The 21,691-nt window shown below is 33.8% G+C and carries 19 protein-coding genes and 3 tRNA genes; 16 read left to right on the top strand and 6 right to left on the bottom strand.

Annotated elements, in window-relative coordinates:
* Positions 1-696: hypothetical protein (locus MWU65_RS07625; protein ID WP_247076651.1), on the top strand; the 696-nt coding region annotated here is incomplete at its 5' end.
* A gap of 422 nt (positions 697-1,118) precedes the next feature.
* Here the strand turns inward: MWU65_RS07625 and MWU65_RS07620 are convergent.
* Both MWU65_RS07620 and MWU65_RS07615 read right to left on the bottom strand, forming a co-directional pair.
* Positions 1,119-1,193: transfer RNA gene (locus tag MWU65_RS07620), tRNA-Pro, on the bottom strand.
* A gap of 70 nt (positions 1,194-1,263) precedes the next feature.
* A tRNA-Ser gene (locus tag MWU65_RS07615) sits at positions 1,264-1,351 on the bottom strand.
* Between the two features lie 345 nt (positions 1,352-1,696).
* Between MWU65_RS07615 and MWU65_RS07610 the strand changes: the two genes are divergently transcribed.
* The 3 genes from MWU65_RS07610 (at position 1,697) to MWU65_RS07600 (ending at position 5,827) form a co-directional block, all read left to right on the top strand.
* Positions 1,697-1,770: transfer RNA gene (locus MWU65_RS07610), tRNA-Arg, on the top strand.
* A 522-nt stretch (positions 1,771-2,292) separates the two neighbouring features.
* Entirely contained in the window at positions 2,293-2,928 is a 636-nt protein-coding gene (locus MWU65_RS07605) for a hypothetical protein (RefSeq protein WP_247076649.1), read from the top strand.
* 52 nt (positions 2,929-2,980) lie between these two features.
* Positions 2,981-5,827 carry a CHAT domain-containing protein gene (locus MWU65_RS07600; RefSeq protein ID WP_247076647.1) on the top strand — a complete coding sequence of 949 codons (2,847 nt, stop codon included), beginning with the start codon at positions 2,981-2,983 and terminating at the stop codon, positions 5,825-5,827.
* Here MWU65_RS07600 and MWU65_RS07595 read toward each other — a convergent pair.
* Positions 5,813-6,541: a tetratricopeptide repeat protein gene (locus MWU65_RS07595; RefSeq protein WP_247076645.1), complete on the bottom strand. Its 729-nt coding sequence runs from the start codon at positions 6,539-6,541 to the stop codon at positions 5,813-5,815. The two genes, MWU65_RS07600 and MWU65_RS07595, sit on opposite strands and share 15 nt — an antisense overlap.
* A gap of 3 nt (positions 6,542-6,544) precedes the next feature.
* Complete coding sequence (locus MWU65_RS07590; protein ID WP_247076643.1) at positions 6,545-7,090, bottom strand: sigma-70 family RNA polymerase sigma factor; 546 nt, start codon at positions 7,088-7,090, stop codon at positions 6,545-6,547.
* A gap of 110 nt (positions 7,091-7,200) precedes the next feature.
* On the opposite strand from MWU65_RS07590, the gene MWU65_RS07585 reads away from it, so the two are divergent.
* The 12 genes from MWU65_RS07585 to MWU65_RS07530 all read left to right on the top strand — a co-directional run bounded on the left by MWU65_RS07585 (position 7,201) and on the right by MWU65_RS07530 (position 17,871).
* Entirely contained in the window at positions 7,201-8,010 is an 810-nt protein-coding gene (locus MWU65_RS07585; RefSeq protein ID WP_247076641.1) for a DUF4412 domain-containing protein, read from the top strand.
* A gap of 51 nt (positions 8,011-8,061) precedes the next feature.
* Positions 8,062-8,448 (top strand): hypothetical protein, encoded by a 387-nt coding sequence (locus MWU65_RS07580; RefSeq protein WP_247076639.1) that lies wholly within the window; start codon positions 8,062-8,064, stop codon positions 8,446-8,448.
* A gap of 151 nt (positions 8,449-8,599) precedes the next feature.
* Positions 8,600-8,944 carry a hypothetical protein gene (locus MWU65_RS07575; RefSeq protein ID WP_247076637.1) on the top strand — a complete coding sequence of 115 codons (345 nt, stop codon included), beginning with the start codon at positions 8,600-8,602 and terminating at the stop codon, positions 8,942-8,944.
* A 13-nt stretch (positions 8,945-8,957) separates the two neighbouring features.
* Entirely contained in the window at positions 8,958-10,040 is a 1,083-nt protein-coding gene (locus MWU65_RS07570; RefSeq protein WP_247076635.1) for a hypothetical protein, read from the top strand.
* A gap of 18 nt (positions 10,041-10,058) precedes the next feature.
* Positions 10,059-11,096: a hypothetical protein gene (locus MWU65_RS07565; RefSeq protein WP_247076633.1), complete on the top strand. Its 1,038-nt coding sequence runs from the start codon at positions 10,059-10,061 to the stop codon at positions 11,094-11,096.
* 99 nt (positions 11,097-11,195) lie between these two features.
* Positions 11,196-11,690 (top strand): hypothetical protein, encoded by a 495-nt coding sequence (locus MWU65_RS07560; RefSeq protein ID WP_247076631.1) that lies wholly within the window; start codon positions 11,196-11,198, stop codon positions 11,688-11,690.
* 11 nt (positions 11,691-11,701) lie between these two features.
* Positions 11,702-12,280, top strand: a complete 579-nt coding sequence (locus tag MWU65_RS07555) for a hypothetical protein (RefSeq protein ID WP_247076629.1) — start codon at positions 11,702-11,704, stop codon at positions 12,278-12,280.
* Positions 12,281-12,283: 3 nt separating this feature from the next.
* Positions 12,284-12,910, top strand: a complete 627-nt coding sequence (locus tag MWU65_RS07550) for a hypothetical protein (RefSeq protein ID WP_247076627.1) — start codon at positions 12,284-12,286, stop codon at positions 12,908-12,910.
* A 21-nt stretch (positions 12,911-12,931) separates the two neighbouring features.
* Entirely contained in the window at positions 12,932-13,510 is a 579-nt protein-coding gene (locus MWU65_RS07545) for a hypothetical protein (protein WP_247076625.1), read from the top strand.
* A gap of 7 nt (positions 13,511-13,517) precedes the next feature.
* Positions 13,518-16,565, top strand: a complete 3,048-nt coding sequence (locus MWU65_RS07540) for a hypothetical protein (RefSeq protein WP_247076623.1) — start codon at positions 13,518-13,520, stop codon at positions 16,563-16,565.
* Positions 16,566-16,651: 86 nt separating this feature from the next.
* Entirely contained in the window at positions 16,652-17,134 is a 483-nt protein-coding gene (locus MWU65_RS07535) for a DUF3592 domain-containing protein (protein WP_247076622.1), read from the top strand.
* A 14-nt stretch (positions 17,135-17,148) separates the two neighbouring features.
* Positions 17,149-17,871, top strand: coding sequence for a hypothetical protein (locus MWU65_RS07530; protein ID WP_247076621.1), 723 nt, complete (start codon positions 17,149-17,151; stop codon positions 17,869-17,871).
* Between the two features lie 170 nt (positions 17,872-18,041).
* Here MWU65_RS07530 and MWU65_RS07525 read toward each other — a convergent pair whose 3' ends face one another.
* Both MWU65_RS07525 and MWU65_RS07520 read right to left on the bottom strand, forming a co-directional pair.
* The gene (locus MWU65_RS07525; RefSeq protein ID WP_247076620.1) at positions 18,042-20,432 is read right to left on the bottom strand and encodes an outer membrane beta-barrel family protein; all 2,391 of its coding nucleotides are present in this window, start codon (positions 20,430-20,432) and stop codon (positions 18,042-18,044) included.
* 130 nt (positions 20,433-20,562) lie between these two features.
* Entirely contained in the window at positions 20,563-21,678 is a 1,116-nt protein-coding gene (locus MWU65_RS07520; protein ID WP_247076619.1) for a ThuA domain-containing protein, read from the bottom strand.
* Positions 21,679-21,691: the final 13 nt, after the last annotated feature.

The raw sequence follows: 21,691 nt of genomic DNA, 5'->3' as shown, positions 1-21,691 counted from the left end.
ATTAATTTAGTAAACGAAATTCCTTTTGTAAATATTCCATTATTCAATTCAATTACTATTCCAGAAAAAGGTACTGTTAAAAATGAAATTTTAAGGGTTGAAGAATTTCCGAACTATTCCTTTTCTGTTTCAAACGGAAAAGTTACCATAAACCCTAAATTTAAAGAAGACGGACAAATTGAAATAATATTAACTGCTGATGAGTCATTAGATTTATCTGAACCTATTGAATTTCAAATGACGGTTGACTATAAAGATGAATTTAATAACCTAACCAATACGTATGATATTGAATTAGCCGACGAATTTAATTTAATTGGCAGTTGGAATGTTGAAAATGTAGACACTACCAGATATGATACAGGAACAGCGTCTTGTAATGGTATATCCAATCAATATTCAACTGATATATCCATAAAATTTAATTTTTCTGAGGAAACGGGTGTAGATACTACATTAAAAACCGTAGAAGAATATCAAAATGAAATGTGTACTGCAAACGGTTGGCAAGGTAATTACGAGGTATATACCGATACCGTAAAAGGTTATTTTGACTGGTCAATTACTGGTAATACACTTATTACTGTGTATGATAATGGTACAGACTCTTACAACAATGTTTTAAATATTATTGATAACAATAATATTCAGATTACCACAGAAGATGGTGATGTTATTACTTTGACAAGAGAATAAAGTTATAGTACTAAAAAATAAATGAACCATTAAACAAGAAACTCCTTCTTTTTCGAGAAGGAGTTTCTTGTTTAAGTCTTTAGCACGCTTACCATTTACAGCAATTCTTGCGTAAATTGATGCTTGTCCATTTTTTGCTCTGTAGGTACCTACCCAGAACAAAATGCTGAAGGTGGAAGATATTTTCATTATTTCGTCTTTTTGTTAACAATAATTGTTGTTTTCAGACGAAAGTCAAATCACTTATAAAGATATATTTATTTGTTGATAATCAGCTAGTTAACCATCAATTCGGTTAACACTTTTTCAATTCAATTTTGTTAACCAAATTGTTGACCTTTTTAAGCATATTAGATGAATTCTTTTGATATGCCTAAAAACAAGAAAAGCCTAAAATCAAATGATTTTAGGCTTTTTCTTTGTCGGGGTGGCAGGATTCGAACCTGCGACCTCCGCGTCCCAAACGCGGCGCGATAACCGGGCTACGCTACACCCCGAGTGGTTATCTTATTTTCAATAATTGAGAGCTTTTAAACCTGCCTACGCAATTTGCCTTGGCAGCTATTGCGGAGAGACAGGGATTCGAACCCTGGGTACCCTTTTGGGGTACGACGATTTAGCAAACCGTTCCTTTCGGCCACTCAGGCACCTCTCCCAAAACATTTAATGAACTTTAGCATCCTGAAATGCGGTTGCAAATGTATGTTTATAAAGGGTATTAAGCAACTATTTTTATTCTTTTTTTTACATTTTTTTTTACAGCCTTGTGTTGGGTGAGGTAAGCATCTCATTTTAAGTGTTTTTACCAGTTTTTATAATTTATTTTTTATTTTCAAAATTCTTTTTTAATAAAAGGGAAGATTTAAAAGGAATAGAAGTGCGGTTTTAAGTGTTAAAACTGAATGAAAAATTTTTCAAAATAAAATGTAAAATTAAGTTGCAAATTAAATAATGGTTATTGTATATTTGCAGCCCGAATGGCAAAATACTTTGTCTTTCTGGTGGCATAGCTCAGCTGGATAGAGCACCTGCCTTCTAAGCAGGCGGTCCTAGGTTCGAATCCTAGTGCCATCACAAAAAACCTCAGTGAAAACTGAGGTTTTTTTGTTTTATATACCTCATAGAATAAACTTTAGGCTAATCTTATCTTCTTCCCTAGTTTGCCATAACTTACCCTTGGCTTAACTCATGCCAAAACCCAAGAGTAGAAAAATATCCTATCAAGTCATAGTTGTACATTCCAAAGATGGGGTTTGTAGTGTGATTTTGGAAAATTCAGATAGTACGACCCAAAGTTCTACTGTTTTATGATATAGTTTTAAATGATTTCTAGTCAATAAATTAGCAATTGAGAATAGTTGAAAATTTTATAATAATTGAATAAATAATTGTATTTTTAATTAAGTAAAGAATCTCTTAAAAAAAGGATCCAATTATTCTTTTATGTTTGAATAGGTTAGGTTTCTATTTTAATCAATTTCCCCCCATATATTTTAAGTTCACAAATGCTTATTACTATTTATTAATGGTAACATATATAATAATGTTAACATTTTAAAAAAGGAAAAGACTAAGTATAAATTAATCCAACATAATATGAAAAAAATGACACTATTCACTTTAATTCTGAGTTGCATTACAATGCACTCATGCAGTATCGAGGAACAATCATTGCAAGAGGAGCTTATAGCCACAAACTTCACGACGTCTACCGAGCAAAAGTATGACTATCTCTATGGCATTCAAATGTATTATTTAAGTGCGGAGAGTGAGATTAAAAGATTGGAATTACTAAAAATTAAGCTAGTTGCAGAATTAGAAAAAGGCAACAAGGAAGTAATGAAGGAACTAGAAGGTATACAGGTTCAAATTGAAAAGCTAACACGCTTAAATGCTTATTTAATTTCAATAAAACCTCCTGTAGGACCTAATGGCCCAATTCCACCTCCAAAACCATGCCTTATGGATAAAGAAAGTAATTGCGATCCAAAACAAAAATTTACTTCAAAAACTTTAATAGTTTTAGGTAAGCAATTAATTGTTACAGATATTATCGTTAAAAATGTAAAAAATCAATTGGTCGACACAAGATTTGAGCCTACAAAAGATCAATTTAACCAAAGTGCTTTACAATTACAATCTAACTTTAAAGGAGAAGGAATTATGTACACCACACTTAAAATAGAAGCTGTTGGTGAAATTACGATACCCACCCCAATAGTACGTTTGTAAATTACTTTAAATCAGTATATTTAAGCTCTCCATCTAAGGGGGAGCTTTTTTTATGAAGTATCTTGTTTTACTATTAATTTATTTTTTATGTTTTCAGAATGCTGCCGGACAAAGTACTGAGTTGGAACAAGCGTATAGTAAGGCATTTAATTATCATTATTCAAATAAAGATAGTGCTTACTATTACTACGATAAAACGATACGCTTGGCCAATAACGAGAATGAGTTGGAATATATGCTTAGTGGCTATCTCTATTTAATGAATGCGAATGGGCACTACTATGATTTAAAAAATTATCAAAAAAACTTAAAATTAGAAGATAGCTTATTGAAATTTGACAAGCGTTTTGCAAGCTTGCCAAACCTTAATTATTATAAAGATTACTTGCTTTTTGACAAAGGTAATTACCATTATAAGATAAAAGATTATACCACCTCTAAAAAATACTTTCAAGAACTTTTTATAAAATTAAATGACATTCCGGAAAGAAAAAGGACTAAAAATGACCTAGCAACCTTATCTAGTTTATATAGTTTTTTGGGTGTTATATATAAACACACGGGCAAATATGAATTGGCTGAGTTTAATTTTAAAAAAGATATTGCTCTAGTATCAAACAATGCAGATAGTATTGATAATTGGGAGTCTTCTGTAATGAATTCCAAAAAATTACTCTCTCAAGTGTATGAAGATAAAAAAGATTATAAAGCCTCAAACCTTTTATTGACGAGTGCTTTGGCCTTTTATAAATCTAAAAAGGAAGACCCTAGTTTTAAAAATAGAATACTCTCTACCTATATACTTTTAGCTAAGAATTATATCAAACAAAATAAATTTCAATTCGCTATTTCTACCTTGGATGAAAGTACGCTTAATAATTTTGATGATAATCCGTTTTCAAGGGAGTTCGATTTAATATATGGAGATGCCTATTTAGGGCTTAAAAATTATACAAAGGCAGTAGCCTATTATCAAGAAGGGGTATTGAAAATAAGAAAGTATCGCGAGTATCAGAAACATCAAGATATTGCATTGGCCTACACCAAATTGGGTAATGCGTATATGAAACAACAAAGAATATCGGAAGGTTTAGAACACTTTCAAATGGCTTTAATTCAATTGGATAAAAATTTTAATGATTTAGATTATAACTCAAGTCCTAATCCAGAAAATACCCTTTCAAAAACCGTCTTAGTTACTGTTTTGAAAGAAAAACTTAATGCCTTTTTTGAAGCTTATGTGGTAACTAAGGATATACAGTATTTAAAAAAATCACAGCAAACATCCAAAGCGATAATAAAGGCTTTGGATGTTTTACGACCAGAATTTGAAAGCAAATTAGACAAAGAGTTTTTGGTATCTGAAACGTACCCTACCCTACAAACAATGGTTAATATTTCATACGAATTATACCAACACAGCAAAGAAAGTAGCTACATTGATGATGCTTTTTACTTTATGGAAAAAAGTAAAAGCATTGCACTACTGGAAGCACATCGGAATTCGGAAGCAACGAAATATGGTGATATACCCAGTTCTATAATTAGTAAGGAGCAAATTTATAGGGCAAAAATATCACATTTAGATAAAGAAATTTTCAACTCAAATCAAAATGAGAAAGCAGCCTTAATAGACTCTTTGTTTTTGACGAAACGAAAGTACTATGATTATATTTCAAAATTGGAACAGAACTATCCAAAGTATTATGCTTTAAAGTATCAAACTAGTGTTGTTTCTGCACAAGAATTTAAAAAAGATTTAAACCCAAATCAATCAGTCCTCAGTTATTTAGTTACTGAAAACTCAATTTTTATAACGGTACTAACCAAAGAAAACGAAGCTTTTTATAAGTTGCCATATAGTGAAAGCCTTAAAAAAAATATTACAAATTTTTATAGGCAACTTTCCAAACCAAATATAAATGACAGCAGTACTTATGCAGCAAATAGCAATCGTATTTATAAAGCAATTTTAGAACCTGCCCTTGCAAATAAAAAAACTACAAATATTGTAATTCTTGCTGATGATATACTAAATTATATTCCCTTTGATGTACTGCAAACAGATGCAAGCAATGAGAGCTCTTATTTACTTTCTAAATACAGTATAAGTTATGCTAGTTCAGCAACATTGCTACAAGCACAAAATAGAATAAAGGGTAAAAAGAGGAATAGGCTAATGATTTTTGCGCCTCATTTTAACGAATCAATATCAGGAAAAAAAGCGGATCAAGAAAGGGGTGATATGGGGCCATTAGTCTATAATACTAAGGAGGCACAAAACATATCGGCTTATTTTAAAGGAAAAATTTATGACGGATATAAAGCGAGTATAGCAAATTTTAAAAAGGATCTTGGTGCTTATAATTTGCTTCATTTTGCCACCCATGCATCCGCAAATGATGAATTTCCTGATTATTCGTATTTAGCATTTGAAGATACAGAAAATACTTCTAATTTATTATATGTTAAGGACTTGTATGATTATCATATAGATGCAGATATGGTTACTTTAAGTGCCTGTCAGACTGGTTTTGGTAAACTTCAAAAGGGAGAAGGAATGTTAAGTTTAGCCAGAGGATTTAATTATGCAGGTGTACCATCTATAATTACAACATTATGGAAAATTAACGATCGGAGTACTTCAGAAATAATGGAATCTTTTTATAAAAATTTAAGTGATGGATTAAGTAAAAAAGAAGCTTTACGCCTAGCAAAACTAAGGTATCTAAACTTAAATGATGATGCCTTTTTAAGGCACCCATATTATTGGTCAGGTATTGTTATAACTGGAAATTCTATGCCTCTCAGGAGTACTAATTATTTTTTATGGACCATTTATTCCCTTATTGGTATTCTATTCATTTGGCTGATTTACAAAAAATTAATTAAACGCTGATAGTAATTTTTGCGCTTCAGTAGTTTTGTATTTAGCATCTGTAATTACCTTTTCTAATGTTATTCTTGCATTGGGCCTATCGTTTAGTTTTAAATACGCAAGGGCTAAATACCAAGTAGTTTTAGCTTTTAAGGTATCATTAGTCTTCAAATGTTCCAGCAATAAAGGCAGAGCTTCATTGGCCTTTTCTAATTTGAGCAAAGCATTTGCTTTATAAAACAAATAATAAGGCTCTTTCGTGGTTGTATACAGGGCTGTGAACAAGTTTATGGCCTCTTCATATTCTCCTTTCTCATAGGCTAAAAAGGCAAGAGATTTTTGATCTTGTTGTTCGTTCCCTCTTTCCAATGGCTGTATCACATTACGGTAAGGTTCAAAATAACTTGCAAAAAGGTCGTTAGTAGATGCCTTTTGATTGAAGGTAGAAAAATAACTTAAACCCAAGAGCAGAATTATACTGGCAGCTACGAGCCACTTAATATAGGATCGTCTAGGTGGTTTACTTTCAATGTTGGCTTTTGATTCTAGTTCAGAAATTAAATTTCTAAAGTTATCCTCATCCTCTTTTTCAATTGCTTTTTTTAAATTTGCGTGAAACGTTAATTCTCTCTCAAAATTAATGTCATTTTGTAGTATTTTATGAACCAACACCTCTTCTGTAGGAGAAAGTCTATTTTGTATATATTTTTCAATTAAATCTTCTTGCTTCGTCATAGTCTATGATTTAATCATTTCTTTCAAGCTTTTTAAGCATCTCGATTTTTGGCTTCGTACAACACTACCATCTGTATATGCTGTATGCTCCACGATTTCATCAATACTTAGTCCTCTAGAGTAGAATAAGGTTAACATTTCTTGGCATTTTTTTCCTAATTTTTTGAAATAGGTTTGCAATAATCCTTGTTCGTAGCTTAGATTTTCATCTTCAGCTTCATAAGAAATGATTTCAATAGTATCATAAATACCAACCTTAGCAGGGTTGTACTCCGTGGTTTTCTTTTTCTCTTTTAGTAAATCATATATCATAAATTTTCCAATTCCAAAAAGATAGGTTTTTAAAGTGCTGTTTACGGCATCAAGTTTACCATTTAAAGCATGTTTGCGAAGTGCAATAAAAGCTTCTTGATAAATATCGCTAAGATCATCATATGATAAACCATACTTTTTTCCAAAATTCAAAAATAGATCTCTATGACTGTTATAGAGTTTACTCAATTCAATAGGATCATTATGTATTAATGCTTTTACGTGGTTTTCTTCCATTTACCTTTTTTGAGAGCTACAGGTGAATTAACAAACAAAATAATTTTTAAAAAAAATGTTAACAATGCAATTTTTGTTCTGACTAAAGATAAATTAAAAATATATTAATCATGAAAAAAACAGCAATCTATGTATTTTTTTTATTGGGACTTGTAGGTAACGTTTATAAAGCGGAAGCACAATTTTTTAATAAACTAAAAAAGAGAGTAGAACAGAAGGTAGAAAACGTAATAGTTGAGAAAACGGCAAATAAGGCAGCTGACAAAACATCGAAATCTATGGATAAGGTTTTTGAAGGCAATCCATTTGGAGGTGGTAAAGAAAAAGCAAATCCTAATTTAGTGGCGAACTCCTATGATTTTACTTGGAAATATTCACTAAAAATGACTTCCAAAGAAGGTGACATCGTTTTTGATTATTATCTAAAACCAGGTGCTCCCTATTTTGGATTTACTTCTGCCGTTATGAATAACATGTTTACTGTTATGGATAATGGGAACAAGGTTACAGCTATGTTTATGCAATCTCAAGGCAATAACATGGGTATGGTTACTCAAATGGTAGACGATTTGGATTTAGAGGAAACCAAAGATGAGTCGGCGAAATTCAATTTTGAAACGCTCCCAGATAAAACCATTAACGGATATCATTGTAAAGGTGTTAAAGCAACCAGTAATGAGTATGAAATGCTTATGTATTTTACAAATGATGCAAAAGTTAGTTTTGATGACATCTTCAAAAATAAGGCAGCTAAAATGCCAGCACAACTTAAAGATTATTTTAATCCAAATGATAAAGTACTTATGATCTATATGGATATGAAGAACTTAAAAAAGAAAAAAGAAAGCGCAACTATGGAGTGTATTGGGCTAGAGGAAGTTTCTAAAACGATTACCAAATCTGACTATAAATTCATGTAATTAAAAATAACGAACAACAATAATAACGAACAACAATAATAACGAACTACAATGAAAAATTTAAAGAAAAACAAACATGAAGGTAACACGAGTAATTCTGTTTCTAACAAAATGAAAGTTTTAACAATAGTATGTATTACAGCATTTGTGGCAATTACCGCATGTAGTAAAAATGACGATTCCAATCCGGTTGGTGATTGTGGTGATTTTGATTGGGCTCAAAAAGCAGAAAAACAAATATACGCTTGGAGTAATGCCGCATCTGCCTATAGCGCAGACCCTACAACTGCTAATTGCAATAGTTACAAAAGTGCTGGTAATAATTATTTAAATGCATTAGAAGATATTAAAAATTGCGTACCAAGTGCAGGTATAGCCGAATTTAACCAAGCCATACAAGAAGCTAAAATTGAATTAGCCCAACTAGAGTGTCCTTAATGCAACCTAACATTCATAGCTATAGCATCTCATTTATTTGCAATCAACGGGTTAATCACACTTTAAAAGGATTTGAACAACTAGATATAGTGAGGACTTACTTTAAAAAATAAGATGTACAAAAATTACATAAGTATTAAAATAAAAATAAATGGAAACAACAGAAAACAAAACAACGGTTGGTAGTGATGGTAAAAATATAGCCATCATAGCTTACATAACTCTTATTGGATTAATCATTGCCTTTGTGATGAATAATGATAAGAAAAATGATTTCGCAAAATATCACATTATGCAATCGCTAGGTTTAGCTGTAACGGGATTGGCACTGGGTATCGTGGGTTTGATCCCCATATTGGGCTGGATTATAAATGTCTTGGGCATTTTTGTGCTCCTTTATATGTGGGTTATTGGGTTAATGAATGCCATTAATGGAAAAGAAAAGGAAGTGCCTTTTTTAGGAAAAAATTTTAAAATCTGGTTTAAAAATATTTAAAAATATAAAGATCATGAAAACACAAATAAAATTAATTGCAGTGTTGTTACTAGTAGCTTTCAATCTTTCGTGTAGTAAAGATGATGATAAACTAGACTCCATCGCTATAGAAGAAACAGAACCAGATCCAGTTAACCCAGTTGATCCTACTCCAACTACAGACTTATACTTAGCAGGCTATGAGAGAGACGGAGATAAGCCCTATGCACAACTATGGAAAAATGGAGTGCAAACAGCTCTTCCAAATGCGGCCGGTACTTCACTAGCCTATGCTGTATACGTTGCTGATACAGATGTGTATGTGGTCGGACAAGCAGAAACAAGTTACAATAGTGCCGCTATTGTATGGAAAAATGGAGTGGGCACCAATCTAACCGACGGAAAGAAAAGTGCCAAAGCCAATTCAGTTTTTGTTTCTGAAGGTGATGTTTATGTGGTAGGATATGAAGAATCTGAAATAATTAATAGAGATTTTCATAACATAGCAAAATTATGGAAAAACGGAGTTGCTACCACTTTGTCAACAGGATCAAATGATTCCAGCGCCTCTGATGTATTTGTATCTGGTACAGATGTTTATGTAGTTGGTGAGGAATTCATTGAAGAAACAATTTCGTTCCAAATGAAGGTGTGGAAAAATGGAGTTGATCTGGGTTATACTAACAGTTCAAAATGGAATAGACCTATTTCAGTTTTTGTAGATGGTACAGATGTTTATGTAGCGGGATATAGAAAAAATGACGGTGCGAGCATAGCTGTTCTTTGGAAGAATGGAGTACCAACGGATTTAACAAATGGTGATAATCAGGGAATGGCAAGGGATGTTATTGTATCTGGTTCAGATGTCTATGTTGCTGGTATTAACAGCGATGAAAACTCAAATCAAATTGCCATAATATGGAAAAATGGAGTTGCCACAGAACTAAACACGAATACAAGTGCTACGGCAAGTTCTGTTTGTGTTTCAGGATCGGATGTTTATGTAGGAGGGAATGAATATAATGTTGCTAAATATTGGAAAAATGGTGCCCCCATCTCTTTAACAGATGGTGAAAACAATGCCACTATAACCTCTGTTTTCGTAACCACAAATTAAATAGTTAAGCAAAAAAAAATGAAAACAATAGTAAAAGTCCTTTGCCTTTTATTACTAATGTGTTTCACATATGCATGTAGTAAGGATGATGATAAAACAGAACCTGTAGCTGTAGAAGAACCGGTAACCGATGTATTCGCAGTTGGTTACGAATCTGATGGAACAAAAGATATAGCAAAAATGTGGAAGAATGGGGTAGCTACATCATTGACAGATGGAGAAAATAGGACTACCGCCAACTCCTTATTTGTGTCTGGTAATGATGTCTATGTTGTAGGCTCGGGAACAAATGGAGTAGAGGACATAGGAATGGTTTGGAAAAATGGAGTTCCAATTAAACTTACGCAACGCTTAAGGTCCTACGCCAATTCTGTTTTTGTTTCCGAGTCTAATGTATTTGTAATAGGAAATATATATAATGGAGCAACAAGTACTGCCGTCGTATGGAAGAATGAGGAATCAATGAATTTATTTGATGGAATTGAAGGGATAGATCTCTATTCAATTTTTGTTGTTCAGAACGATATATATGTTGCCGGAGCACAATATAATGGACATGTGAATGTTGCAAAAATATGGAAAAATGGAGTGCCAACTAATTTAACGGATGGTACCACCCACGCAGTTGTTAACTCCATTTTTATTCAAGGAACAGATGTTTATGCAGTTGGCTACGAAAATAATGAGAACGATATCTCAATTGCTAAAATTTGGAAAAATGGGAAAGGAACCAGTCTAACTAAGGGAATAGATTATGCCACTGCAAATTCAGTTTATGCTGTAGGATCAGATGTATATGTAGCAGGTACAGATTATAGCAACGGTAAATCTATGGCAACCATTTGGAAGAATAATTCGCCTTTAAAATTAACGAATGGAGTTTATCCGTCCTATGCTACCTCAATTTTTGTGCAAGGCACAGATGTTTATGTTTCTGGCTATGTATATACAGGGCCATCCTATGTGGCAAAAACTTGGAAAAATGGAGAAGTAACAAATCTAACAGATGGCACTTACAAGGCGTATGCAAATGCTGTTTTTGTAACGTCGCAATAGAGAAAACAAGCAATTTATACGCTTCAATAAGAAATTAACCCTTTCATTATTCATTAATAATTAAATCGTAACAATAACAATTAATTAAAATACAAAACAATGAAAACTTCAAAAATAACCCTGGTTTTGATAACCTTTCTTTTGTCAACTACATTTTTATTTTCACAATCCGTGGAGGGTAAACTCGCTATCAAAGGATTAATGGATGGTAAAACCATAAAACAGAATGCTCCAGTAGAATTATTCAAAGCCTTTAAAGATGGTGTTTATAGCATAAATTTCAATTTCAAGACCTCAGACATCAAATCAAACCAAATAATACTTTTTGATATGAAAACTACGGTGAAATACAATGGAAAAATTATATCCGAAACTTCACGTGATGGATGGCCGTGGTTACCAGGGGATATGTTTGTTCCCATCGAAGCATTCGATGTAATTCCTGTTTTACAAAAATTCACAGCAATTGAGGGTACTAAAAGTCTTCCCCTAAAAGGAGCTAGATCCTTTGAAATTATTTTACAATTAGTCCCGTCAAAAGGACAAAAAGTAAAAGGAACGATTGGTTCAACTACAATGAAACTCACACTTTAATAAAACCACCGATGAATAATTATATTTCTTTATGCTGTCTATGTGTATTGTTATTTTCATGTAAGGAAACCACAACTCCCGCCCTGAATACAAATGAACAAGAGGTATTGACCAACCCCTTGCAGACTTCTCAGGGTGAAAAGGACCTATACAAAACCTTAAAAAAGAAAGCCCCTTTAACCGAAGCACAGCTGGCTATTATCTTACCAAAAGAGATCAATGGGAATGCCCCCGTTGGGGAATTTGGACTCAAGGTGACTAACCAATTGGCTTCGGGCATGTATCAGCCCATTGGAAAAAAAGGATATAGCTTTTTTATTCAAGATGGGGCTGGTTCAAGTGCCATTGTGCGCAATTTTTTTACCTCCTTTAAAACAAAACCTCAAGGCCCACCACAAACGGAATATATATATTCAGAACGAGATGGTTATAAAACCATAGCATTTATACAATCAAAAATTAAGCGCAATAGCATCGGGTTTGTATACAATAATCGATTCAAAATAAGCATAGAAGGTCCCGATGACGTAGATGTATTGTGGACCTATATCGACTTTGAAAATCTTAAAAAATTAAACAAATACAATTAAAAAATGAAAACAATTCTTTATACTATCTATCTCCTTATCATCCTCTTAAGCCTTTTTAGTTGTAAAGAAAAGGCACAGAAGAATATAGATTTAAAAACAAACAATACCGTTCCACAATTAATTAGCAAGCAAAAAAAAGCAAATACCAGAAAAACAGCGAGCGTTAGTATTGAGGCTGATGTTAATGGAGAAAAATTTAGACTAACAGAATACAATCCAGAGGTAAGCACGGATGTGGTTTTTTTGGATGGGGGATTGCAGTTTAGAGTAAATGATGATCAAAAAAAGTCTGTTTTAGTAAACTTATATGCTCCTGAAATGTTCGCGAAACTCCCCTTAACCATATCGCCACAAAGCTTAGCCTTACCTCCAAAAGAGGTTGCAACCTCAAAAACCCAAAGTAGGCTCCAAATATTAATTCCTTCTCCCCAACAGCTACAAGGCGACAACAAAGTTTTGTATGAAGGTTCCGTTACCATTGAAGAACTATCCGAAACTAAAATACTGATCAATTTTAAAGGTATGGGGATTGCTCTTGGTGCTAGGAAAATAACCGAGAATCTATTTCCTATGAAAGGCCAGATAAAACTCGAGAATTTTAGCATTTACGATGCTAGAATTACAGAATAAACCTAAAAAAAACATGCCAATATGAAAACAATCCTGAAATTCACAATTGTGTTAGTGCTAATGGCTTCATGCAATTCGGAAGCTAAAAAAGGAACCAAAGATGCATTGAAAGCAGTTGAACAAACTGAAGAAAAAAGTGCCGATAAGCTTTCTGATTTCGATAAAATTACAAATGAACTTTTAAAGAAGACACCCTTAACGGATGAAGAATTATTGGCCGCATTTCCAATAGAATTAATGGGGTATTCATTAGACAAGGTTAATGCCATTCCTTATATGCAGCAAGTTGTTGGACAATTTGGAGGCCGAAAAATTTCGTTATCCGTCGCAGACGCTGCCGGAAAAAACAATTCATTAGTAACCACATTTCTTGGCTTCTATTCTTATGTGCCTCCTTCTTCCGAAAGTAACAAATTGATCAAAATAGAACGAAATGGTATTAAAACTATTAGTGAGTTCAAGGATAATGAAACAGAAATGCGACTACTTTTTGACAATCGCTATTATATTACTCTAAGTGCAAAAGCACTGAATCCAGAAGAACTATGGAAAGCACTTGATATTCATATATTGAGAGGATATAAAGACCTGAATAAGTAAAAAAAATATGGAAAACCCTAAAACTATCAGCGGCACCAATCGACGTGAATTTATGCAGCAATTAGCTTTATGCTATGCTGCCGCACAAATTCCTTTGGTTTTTACAGGTTGTAAAGAGGACCAACCTAATTTTGTAGGCACAGGCAAAACTCCCTACAAGGTCTGGGAAGAAATGCTAATGGCATTAGAAACAAGTCCTGATCATTTAGAGGGTAGAATGAAACTTCTTATAGCCTCTAATGATGCTAAAGCCATGTTTAATTTTGTTCGGGATGAAATTTATTTGATGCCTACGGCAAAAAAGTCAGTAGGATATAGTGGTACCCAATTAAAATGGGGGATAAAAGGGGTTTTAAGATACGGAATGGCTACTCCACGGGAAAAAGCAGAGCTTTTAAATTACATGTACACCAAAGCCGGAATTACTTCAAAGGTAGTTTTTGAACGAACAAACTTTCAACCCGAAGAAGTTCCTGCCTTTTTTTTAAGACCTATTAAACGCAGCTTTGGTCTCGATATATCTAATAGTCAATGGAGACAATGGAAAAAAGAACTCCAGACCCAAGGAAACCAGACCAATGATATTACGATTATTGATGAAGATCATAAAGAATCAAAAGCATTAGCTGAAAAACTATGGCAACATATTCCAAATAAAGAAAAATTAGATAATCAATCGTTCGATTTTCGTTGGGATAATTATAGAACACCAACGGTGGAATTTATTTTGAATGGTGAAACAAAATATGGGCATCTTTTTGATCCAACGGTAGCTTTTGGGGAATTAAAAGATAAAGGTATCAATATCACTGCGGCAGATTCTGTAAAAAAGAATGATGAAACAATCCGTATTTCTATAAGTTATAGAGATTCTATAGACCCAAAAACTGAAAAAGAAATAGTGGCAGGAGAATGGTTGTCAACACAAGTAGTGGGCAACCAAATTAATGTGGCTTTTTTAAATGGATTGAGTATAGAACAGCAAGCTTTTACTGCAATAGGAGCATTACGCACTTTTACACCTGCACTGGCTTTTCAAAGTTTTGATGAAGAGATCCAAGTCATGCAAGAGCATTCTTTTTTAGGAAATCCCTTTACCTTGGATGGAAAAATTATTGATGTTTCAGGAGAGGAGCCTAAATTAAATGGAAATACCATTATTAAAAAACCAAATACAGACTTACAGAAAAAAGTTACAGCATTAAAGCTCAAGGCTTTTCCTGCAAACTATCCATTAGTGAAATTACATGTTACCCCAACTGATGACAATGGGGCATTTGTAGAAAACTTATCGACTTCCGATTTCACAATTACTGACAACGCCAGTGAAGTACAGGCGTTGATGGAAAGCAACCGTCCAACACCGCGGATTTTGATTCTCTATGATACCTCATTAAGTATGCCTGCGACATACTATCAAGATAATATGGATGCTTTTATAGAAAGTCTACACCAATCTATTTTAAAACAATACCCTGCTGCTGTTATTACAAAATGGAAGACACCTTCAGAAATATTCACTTGGTTGTTAAAAGCATCAAAAACTGATTATGATCTTATTATATATGCTACAGATGGTGACAATAATGATACTTATTCTCCATCACATTCAGAAATTTATAAAAACGGCGCACCTACCATTGTCTTAAATGTAAATGATAGTGAGTCTGGACATAGTGTTGAAACCTTTAATAAAATGGCAGAAATCACCAACGGAATGGTGTTAAAAGCGAAAGACCAAGAAAAAACCTTGGAAGCCATAACCGATTACATCTCAAAAATGGAAATCCCTCCCTATGTTTTTACGTATTATGCTGTGGGAGGGAATGAGGTACATAATACCACAGTAGGTATTGACAGTAAAAGGATTACTGTGACCGAAAAATTTAAGTTTGTTAATAGTGCAACAAAAGAAATAGGACAATCCTTAATAGGGCTCTATTGTACTATTAAAACCGGAAATACTACTATAAAAAGAGTTTTAGCAGGTTGGGACCCCATAACACAACAAAACACAACAGCAGATTATTCAGATGCTATAGCAGTTAGAAATACCATATTTGGAGGTGCAACAGTTTATTTTGAAGGGGAAGGCCCAACCATTTCGGCAGCCTTAACAGATGTTTTAAAATATAGATTAACCACAAGGTCTTGGGGAGAAGCCCTGATAGACAATAATACCAGCAAAGCGAAAGAAGAATTTAGTAAAGGTGGTTATGTATATCATCCCGAAATTTTACCCCTTATGGCCCCACTGGAAGATGCTATTACCACAACTAGTATGACATTTGCTTCTGGCATTCGTATAGCCATTATAAAACATAAAATTGGGGTTGAAGAAAAAGAATCCACAACGTCATTTGATTATTTGTCTACCTCAAATTATACCACCCTAACGACTACATCAGAATCTGCATTTAAAATAACCTTAGAAAAAACCGCACAATTAGCTATACGAGAAGGTCGTTTTTTTACGAAAAGTACAGTTTCTGAATTAAAAAATAGACAACTTTTAGAAAGAGAAAAAGCTATTGATGCTAATTGGTTTCAAGAAACGAAAGAGACGCTTACAAATCCCTATTACTGGTATGAACGTATTCATAGGGGAGATGGGAATTTTAAAGTTTTCTCTGAAGGTGCGTTAAGTTTGGCATACTGGCAGATAAACCAACAAACTGGAGAATTATTTGGTATGTTAGCCGATGGAACTGGAGGTGGGTCTAATGGTATTGAGAAACAACTTAATGAGCTTAATAAAGTTATGGATATGTACATGTTAATTTTTTCTTCAATAGGGGCTTCAGGTTTAGCACTTGGTATTGTAGCCGCCTATGGAAAAACCCTTGTTAAGCTCTATGCAATTGTTACGGAAGTCATTATTATAATGGATCCGGCAGGAATGGATGAAAAAGTTATGGCGGCTTTGCAAGAACTTGCCTGTAATGTAAATAAAGAAATTATGTTTTTTGCATTTGGAAAGGCAGGGGAAATAATGAGTGGGATAGATGTTATAATAGGCCTGATGGGTGATGGGACAGGTTTGTTCAAATGCTAAAAAGTAATCAGTCAGGCTTTCTAAATAAAGAAGTAGATTTAACTTAAAAATCTTAAATTATAGGACAATCAAAAAGCGATTCAACAATGGAATTTTATAAATCACTTCATCAATTTCAAATAGCAGGTATTATACTACAATTAGTGCTATTGCCTTTTTTATTTGGAACGCTGCGCCGTTGGTGGTGGGCAAAACAATCAATGCATTGGCCCAAGGTGAAAGGAGTTGTGGTAAAGGGGCTGGATTTTCCCCTTTCCCGAATCATGGATTTTTTATACACCTATGAAATCAATGGCATAAGCTACCAAGGAGAACAACCTTATTTTGCAAATTCATTTAAGTATTTATCTCAAAAGAAAGCTTCTGATTTATTGAACAATTACAAGGAAGGAAAGCAAGTAATTGTTTTCTATAATCCATCCAACCCAAAGATATCTACCCTAGAACCAGGGAGAAAAGATGGCGTTTTTAGTACTTTACTACTCTTAATGACATTATTTATACTTGGATTCATATGCTATTATAACCCTGCTTTAGTAATAGAATTAATAGATAAACTTTCTAAATAGTAAAATAAAAAATCATGAAAAAAACACTTTTATTAATAATGCTTCTTTCCATTGAAAGCATCATAGCACAAGTACCGAGCAAAGTAGATGACTATCCTTTAAATGCAATGGATTTGGTATTATTCACCTTTGGAATGGAAACTCCTTTATCAATAGGAACCATCTCAGCATCGGGAGTTTTAGATTTTAAGTTCCCAGAAAATCTAAATTTCATTGCAGATGATGTAAAGGCCAACTTTATGTCTGACGCAGCTTTTACTCTTTTCTCAAAATGTAATAACAGCGTTGATATCCTGTCTAAAGATAAAAACACAAAAGCAATCAATACAGGAAATATTTCCCTTAGTTCAAAAGAGAATCCATATGCAGGCTTGTTAATTATGGTTTCTGATACGATTATAGTGCCTTGGTTAGAATCTAATGGCACTGCTAATGCTGTTTTGGGATCCTATTTTGAATTGGTATACGTAGCTTCAGATTTAAATTATGACGGGGAATGCACTTCAACAGTTACCTATATAGAAAATGATCCTTTTGAAACTAGCTATACCTATAAGTTGGAATTGAAAGCGGGATTTAATTTTATTGAATATAAGATTGATAGCGTTAAGGAACAAAAAGTACCGAGTATGTACCAAGAGGGACTTTTTGATGATGTGGTAAAACCTAGTGCAATAACGGTAACTTCATCACAGGTGGTTCCGCCAACCTTAATCTGGATTGGTAAATACTTTTAACAATGACAGAAAAAATGGTATTCCATAAACCAATTGCCATTGTTAATTTTGAAATTTATTGGACTCTATTATTAATACGGCTCCTAATCATTCTAGTTGCAACTATTGGCTTTAATACTACTATTATGAGCCTAATTTAGCCTATCTAAAAAAGTAAAAAAGCGGTCACTTTATCGTCTTTTTCCAGAATAGGTCATCGCCTCACCTTTGCCAAACCCATAACTAAACCCAAGGGTAACAAAACGACCTCTTAGGCCGTGGTTATACACTTCAAAGGTGGGTTGTAGCGTATAGCTTTCAGAAACCCGAGATCTAAAAAGGTCTAAAACACCAAGGTTAATAACAGCCTTTCCGTTTAGTAACTTTTTCCGTAGGCCAACATCAGCATACACATAGCCTTTTACATTGCCTTGTACTGTTTTGTAGTTGGATTGGTGATTCCCTGTAATTTCAAAATCTATGGCTGCGGGAAGACCAATTTTAGTACCCAATGTTGAGGACCACCGATCTCCTGAAAAATCAAAAGATTGTAGTTCAAAATCACCTTCTCGGTTAAAATAATTATAGTTTAAATCGCCTGTAAAGGAGATCCAATTTGTGGGACTGTATTTTCCGTTTATTTCAATTCCTGTAGCCCCGTTAGTTCCAATGTTTTCTGGTGTAGTGGTATTTACGTTGTCTGCAAAGGAAGAAACACGTTCTATTACATCAGTAGTGTATCTGTAATAGAGGCTTGTGCTCATAGAAGCCTTACCCACCATAAAAATACTAGTTAACTCGTAGGAATCGCTAAATTCTGCCTGCAGGTTGGGATTGCCAGTTCTAACATTAAAATTATTACGGATGTTAAAAAAAGGATTTAAATCCCATAATCTTGGTCTAAAAATACGCTTTGAATATCCTGCTTGTACTGAAAGTGTTTCTGAAAGCTGATAAGAGGTATGAAAAGTTGGAAAATAATTGTGGTAGTTTTGAGAATTTGATGCATTGGTATTGGTGAGAAGCGTATTTAAATCGGTACTTTCTATTCTAAGACCTACTTTTACACCCCACTTGTTTCCTTCATAAGCTCCAGTACCGTAAGCTCCAAATACTTTTTGATTGTATTCAAAATTATTGGTTAAACTGTCGTTACGTACAAATGTCCCCGCAGTAAAATCTCGTACTTCATAATCGTTGCCTACATCATTAATTACATATTGCGCTCCGGTTTCTAAGGTGATCTTTTCAGTAAATGGATGGGTGTAATCTATCTTAAAGGTAAAATCGGCTTGTTGAAAAATTGTTTCTGTTTGTTGGTCATTGTTTGCATTTGTTCCAGAAATCGTAGTATTGTTAAATTCTGATGCTTGATCCTTCCCAAAAAAACTACCAATTGCACTAAAAAGTAAGACTTGGTCTTCATTGTTTTCGAATTCCTTTTTATAGTTCAGTTCGTATTGCCATTTTGGATTTGTTGCGTCTGTAGTTTCTTCCCGAAACCATTCAGATATAAGGGCGTCATTTTCATCGTAGGAACTATAATTAGTGCGAGAAGGTTGGTCTTCTACTTCGTAGGCAAAATTTCCAGAAAGTGTAATAACATTATAATCGTTAATATGGTAATCCGTACCTAGTGTAAGGTTGTAAAAAGCTTCATTCCTATACTCTGTTCCTGTACTAAAAATAGTTGTATTGTTTATTAAATCCGTATTAATAGATTCATTTTCTTGGGGTAATGAGCGGTAGCCAGCACCTATTTGAGAAAATAGGTTGAATTTTTCAGTTCGGCGGTTAAGACTAATGCCTATACTATGATTGTCTGGAGTTCCTGTGTTTATAGATACGGATCCATTGAGACCCTTTTTCTCTTCCTTTTTAAGGATAATGTTTAAAATACCAGAGGTGCCTTCGGCATCATATTTTGCAGAAGGGTTGGTGATTACCTCAATACTTTCAATCATATCAGCAGTAATACTTCCCAAAGCATTACTAGACTGATCTGCGAGTACAGAAGGTTTACCATTAATTAATATTTGTACGCCTGTGCTGCCTCGTAGGCTAACTTGTCCTTCAATATTTACATTTACAGAAGGGACGTTATTTAACACTTCTAAAGCACTCACCCCTGTGCTACTTATATCCTTACCTACATTAAATACCCTTTTGTCTAACTTAAAAACGGTTTTAGAAACTTCACCAGTGATTACAACTTCATCTAAGGCCTCATTATCGGGATATAGGTGAATGGTTTTCAAGTTAATGGTGTTATTTACTATAGTAAATTCGGTAATTGTTATTGATGTGTATCCTAAATAACTTATTGTCATTTCATAATTTGTGGCCGTGGTAGTAAGGCTAAAATTTCCAGAATCATCAGAAGTAACTCCAGTAATAATGGCTTTAGATTGTTTGTTATTGAGTACTACGGATGCATAAGGTATAGCTTGTTTGCTCTCTTGGTCTATCAGTTTGCCAATAATAGTAACTGAATTTGATTGCGCTGAAGAATAGTTTGGAAGTAAAAGAAATAGCCCTGAGCATAGCAAAGCAATTACAAAACTTTTTTTAGAAGGTGTCATCAATAGTTTTTATTAGAATGTTGAATGTGTTATCAAACCAAAAATATATAAAAAAAGGGTTTAGCTCGTAGAATCAGCTAAACCCTTGTAAAATAAGCAATGAACTAGAAGTAGTTTATTACTGTATTATTTACTCAAAATCTGAAACTTTTATTTTTTTATCCAACCAGTATTCGTTTTTACGAAACTCGTATTTAGTAGGGGAGTAGTCACCAACTAATTCTACATTCGCTTTCGCTGGCACTTCTAAATCCAATGCCCAAAAAACACCGTTTACCAAAAGTCTTCGCGTTCCTTCAATAAGTATATCATTAGATGATCCAAGCGTAGTTGTAAAAACTTTACCTTCTTTTCCATCCTTCAATTTATAGGTTTTTGTCCAAGCTACAGGCATCATAGGGTCATTCAGTTTTAAACCTTTTGCGTTTGTTGTAGCAACATCGTCATCGGTTGGTTTCATACCATAGAAAATATCTTCTTGATTTAATTCTCCATTTCTGTTGACAACTTGTCCTAAGATAATAGGAGTAACATTTTCAAGCATTGGCAAACGTACGCCGTATACATCAGTAGATCCCCAGACATCTCCATTAGAAATTCCGTTTACAATAGGACTGTTTGATGCGCCATCAGCAATAATGCCCTTTGTACTTTGATGTTTGTGAGAACCATGGTGATTTATCCATTTTTCACCTAATATAAAACGTCCAAAGCCATCTTCCCATTCTGTTTTGTCACCCTTATATCCATTGCTGTAATGTCTGTAATTGGTTGAGTCTTCTTTTTTGAAATTGAAGGCATGGGTAGCAGTACGCATTCCTAGTACGGGTTTTCCAGATTTTAAATAGTCATCTATATGTTTCATCTGGCTATCAGGTAAAGCACGAAATCGGGTTAGAATGATCATCATATCGGCAGAAGTTAATGCTTCTAGGCCAGGGATGTTTTTACCATAATTTGCGTTTACAATACCGGGTTCTTTATCATCTTGAGCAAACAAAACGGTGCATTTAAAGCCGTGATGTTGAGATAATATTTTTGCTAACTGAGGGAGACCCTCTTCTGATCTGTATTCTTCATCACCAGATATTAAAACAATATGTTTTGCGTTTTTATCGGTACCATTAAAGGTTAGCCACTGTTTTGGCGCTTCAATTATTGTTTCTATTTCTTTTGTTTCCTTCTTTTTTTCAGCACAGGCTGAAATAAGAATTAAACAAGTAAAAGCGTAAAATAAATTCTTCATAATGTACTGTGTA

It is taken from the genome of Cellulophaga sp. F20128 (assembly GCF_023015805.1).
Classification (GTDB): Bacteria; Bacteroidota; Bacteroidia; order Flavobacteriales; family Flavobacteriaceae; genus Cellulophaga.
Note: the sequence above shows the minus strand (reverse complement) of the source record. Positions and strands in the feature narration are given on the sequence as shown.

What these genes read in the sequence shown, in the direction of transcription:
- MWU65_RS07585 (WP_247076641.1), top strand. Translation starts at nt 7,201, where the DNA reads ATGAAAAAAACAGCAATCTATGTATTTTTTTTATTGGGACTTGTAGGT.
- MWU65_RS07545 (WP_247076625.1), top strand. Translation starts at nt 12,932, where the DNA reads ATGAAAACAATCCTGAAATTCACAATTGTGTTAGTGCTAATGGCTTCA.
- MWU65_RS07590 (WP_247076643.1), bottom strand. Translation starts at nt 7,090, where the DNA reads ATGGAAGAAAACCACGTAAAAGCATTAATACATAATGATCCTATTGAA.
- MWU65_RS07520 (WP_247076619.1), bottom strand. Translation starts at nt 21,678, where the DNA reads ATGAAGAATTTATTTTACGCTTTTACTTGTTTAATTCTTATTTCAGCC.
- MWU65_RS07570 (WP_247076635.1), top strand. Translation starts at nt 8,958, where the DNA reads ATGAAAACACAAATAAAATTAATTGCAGTGTTGTTACTAGTAGCTTTC.
- MWU65_RS07560 (WP_247076631.1), top strand. Translation starts at nt 11,196, where the DNA reads ATGAAAACTTCAAAAATAACCCTGGTTTTGATAACCTTTCTTTTGTCA.
- MWU65_RS07535 (WP_247076622.1), top strand. Translation starts at nt 16,652, where the DNA reads ATGGAATTTTATAAATCACTTCATCAATTTCAAATAGCAGGTATTATA.
- MWU65_RS07550 (WP_247076627.1), top strand. Translation starts at nt 12,284, where the DNA reads ATGAAAACAATTCTTTATACTATCTATCTCCTTATCATCCTCTTAAGC.
- MWU65_RS07605 (WP_247076649.1), top strand. Translation starts at nt 2,293, where the DNA reads ATGAAAAAAATGACACTATTCACTTTAATTCTGAGTTGCATTACAATG.
- MWU65_RS07530 (WP_247076621.1), top strand. Translation starts at nt 17,149, where the DNA reads ATGAAAAAAACACTTTTATTAATAATGCTTCTTTCCATTGAAAGCATC.
- MWU65_RS07525 (WP_247076620.1), bottom strand. Translation starts at nt 20,432, where the DNA reads ATGACACCTTCTAAAAAAAGTTTTGTAATTGCTTTGCTATGCTCAGGG.
- MWU65_RS07540 (WP_247076623.1), top strand. Translation starts at nt 13,518, where the DNA reads ATGGAAAACCCTAAAACTATCAGCGGCACCAATCGACGTGAATTTATG.
- MWU65_RS07595 (WP_247076645.1), bottom strand. Translation starts at nt 6,541, where the DNA reads ATGACGAAGCAAGAAGATTTAATTGAAAAATATATACAAAATAGACTT.
- MWU65_RS07555 (WP_247076629.1), top strand. Translation starts at nt 11,702, where the DNA reads ATGAATAATTATATTTCTTTATGCTGTCTATGTGTATTGTTATTTTCA.
- MWU65_RS07580 (WP_247076639.1), top strand. Translation starts at nt 8,062, where the DNA reads ATGAAAAATTTAAAGAAAAACAAACATGAAGGTAACACGAGTAATTCT.
- MWU65_RS07600 (WP_247076647.1), top strand. Translation starts at nt 2,981, where the DNA reads ATGAAGTATCTTGTTTTACTATTAATTTATTTTTTATGTTTTCAGAAT.
- MWU65_RS07565 (WP_247076633.1), top strand. Translation starts at nt 10,059, where the DNA reads ATGAAAACAATAGTAAAAGTCCTTTGCCTTTTATTACTAATGTGTTTC.
- MWU65_RS07575 (WP_247076637.1), top strand. Translation starts at nt 8,600, where the DNA reads ATGGAAACAACAGAAAACAAAACAACGGTTGGTAGTGATGGTAAAAAT.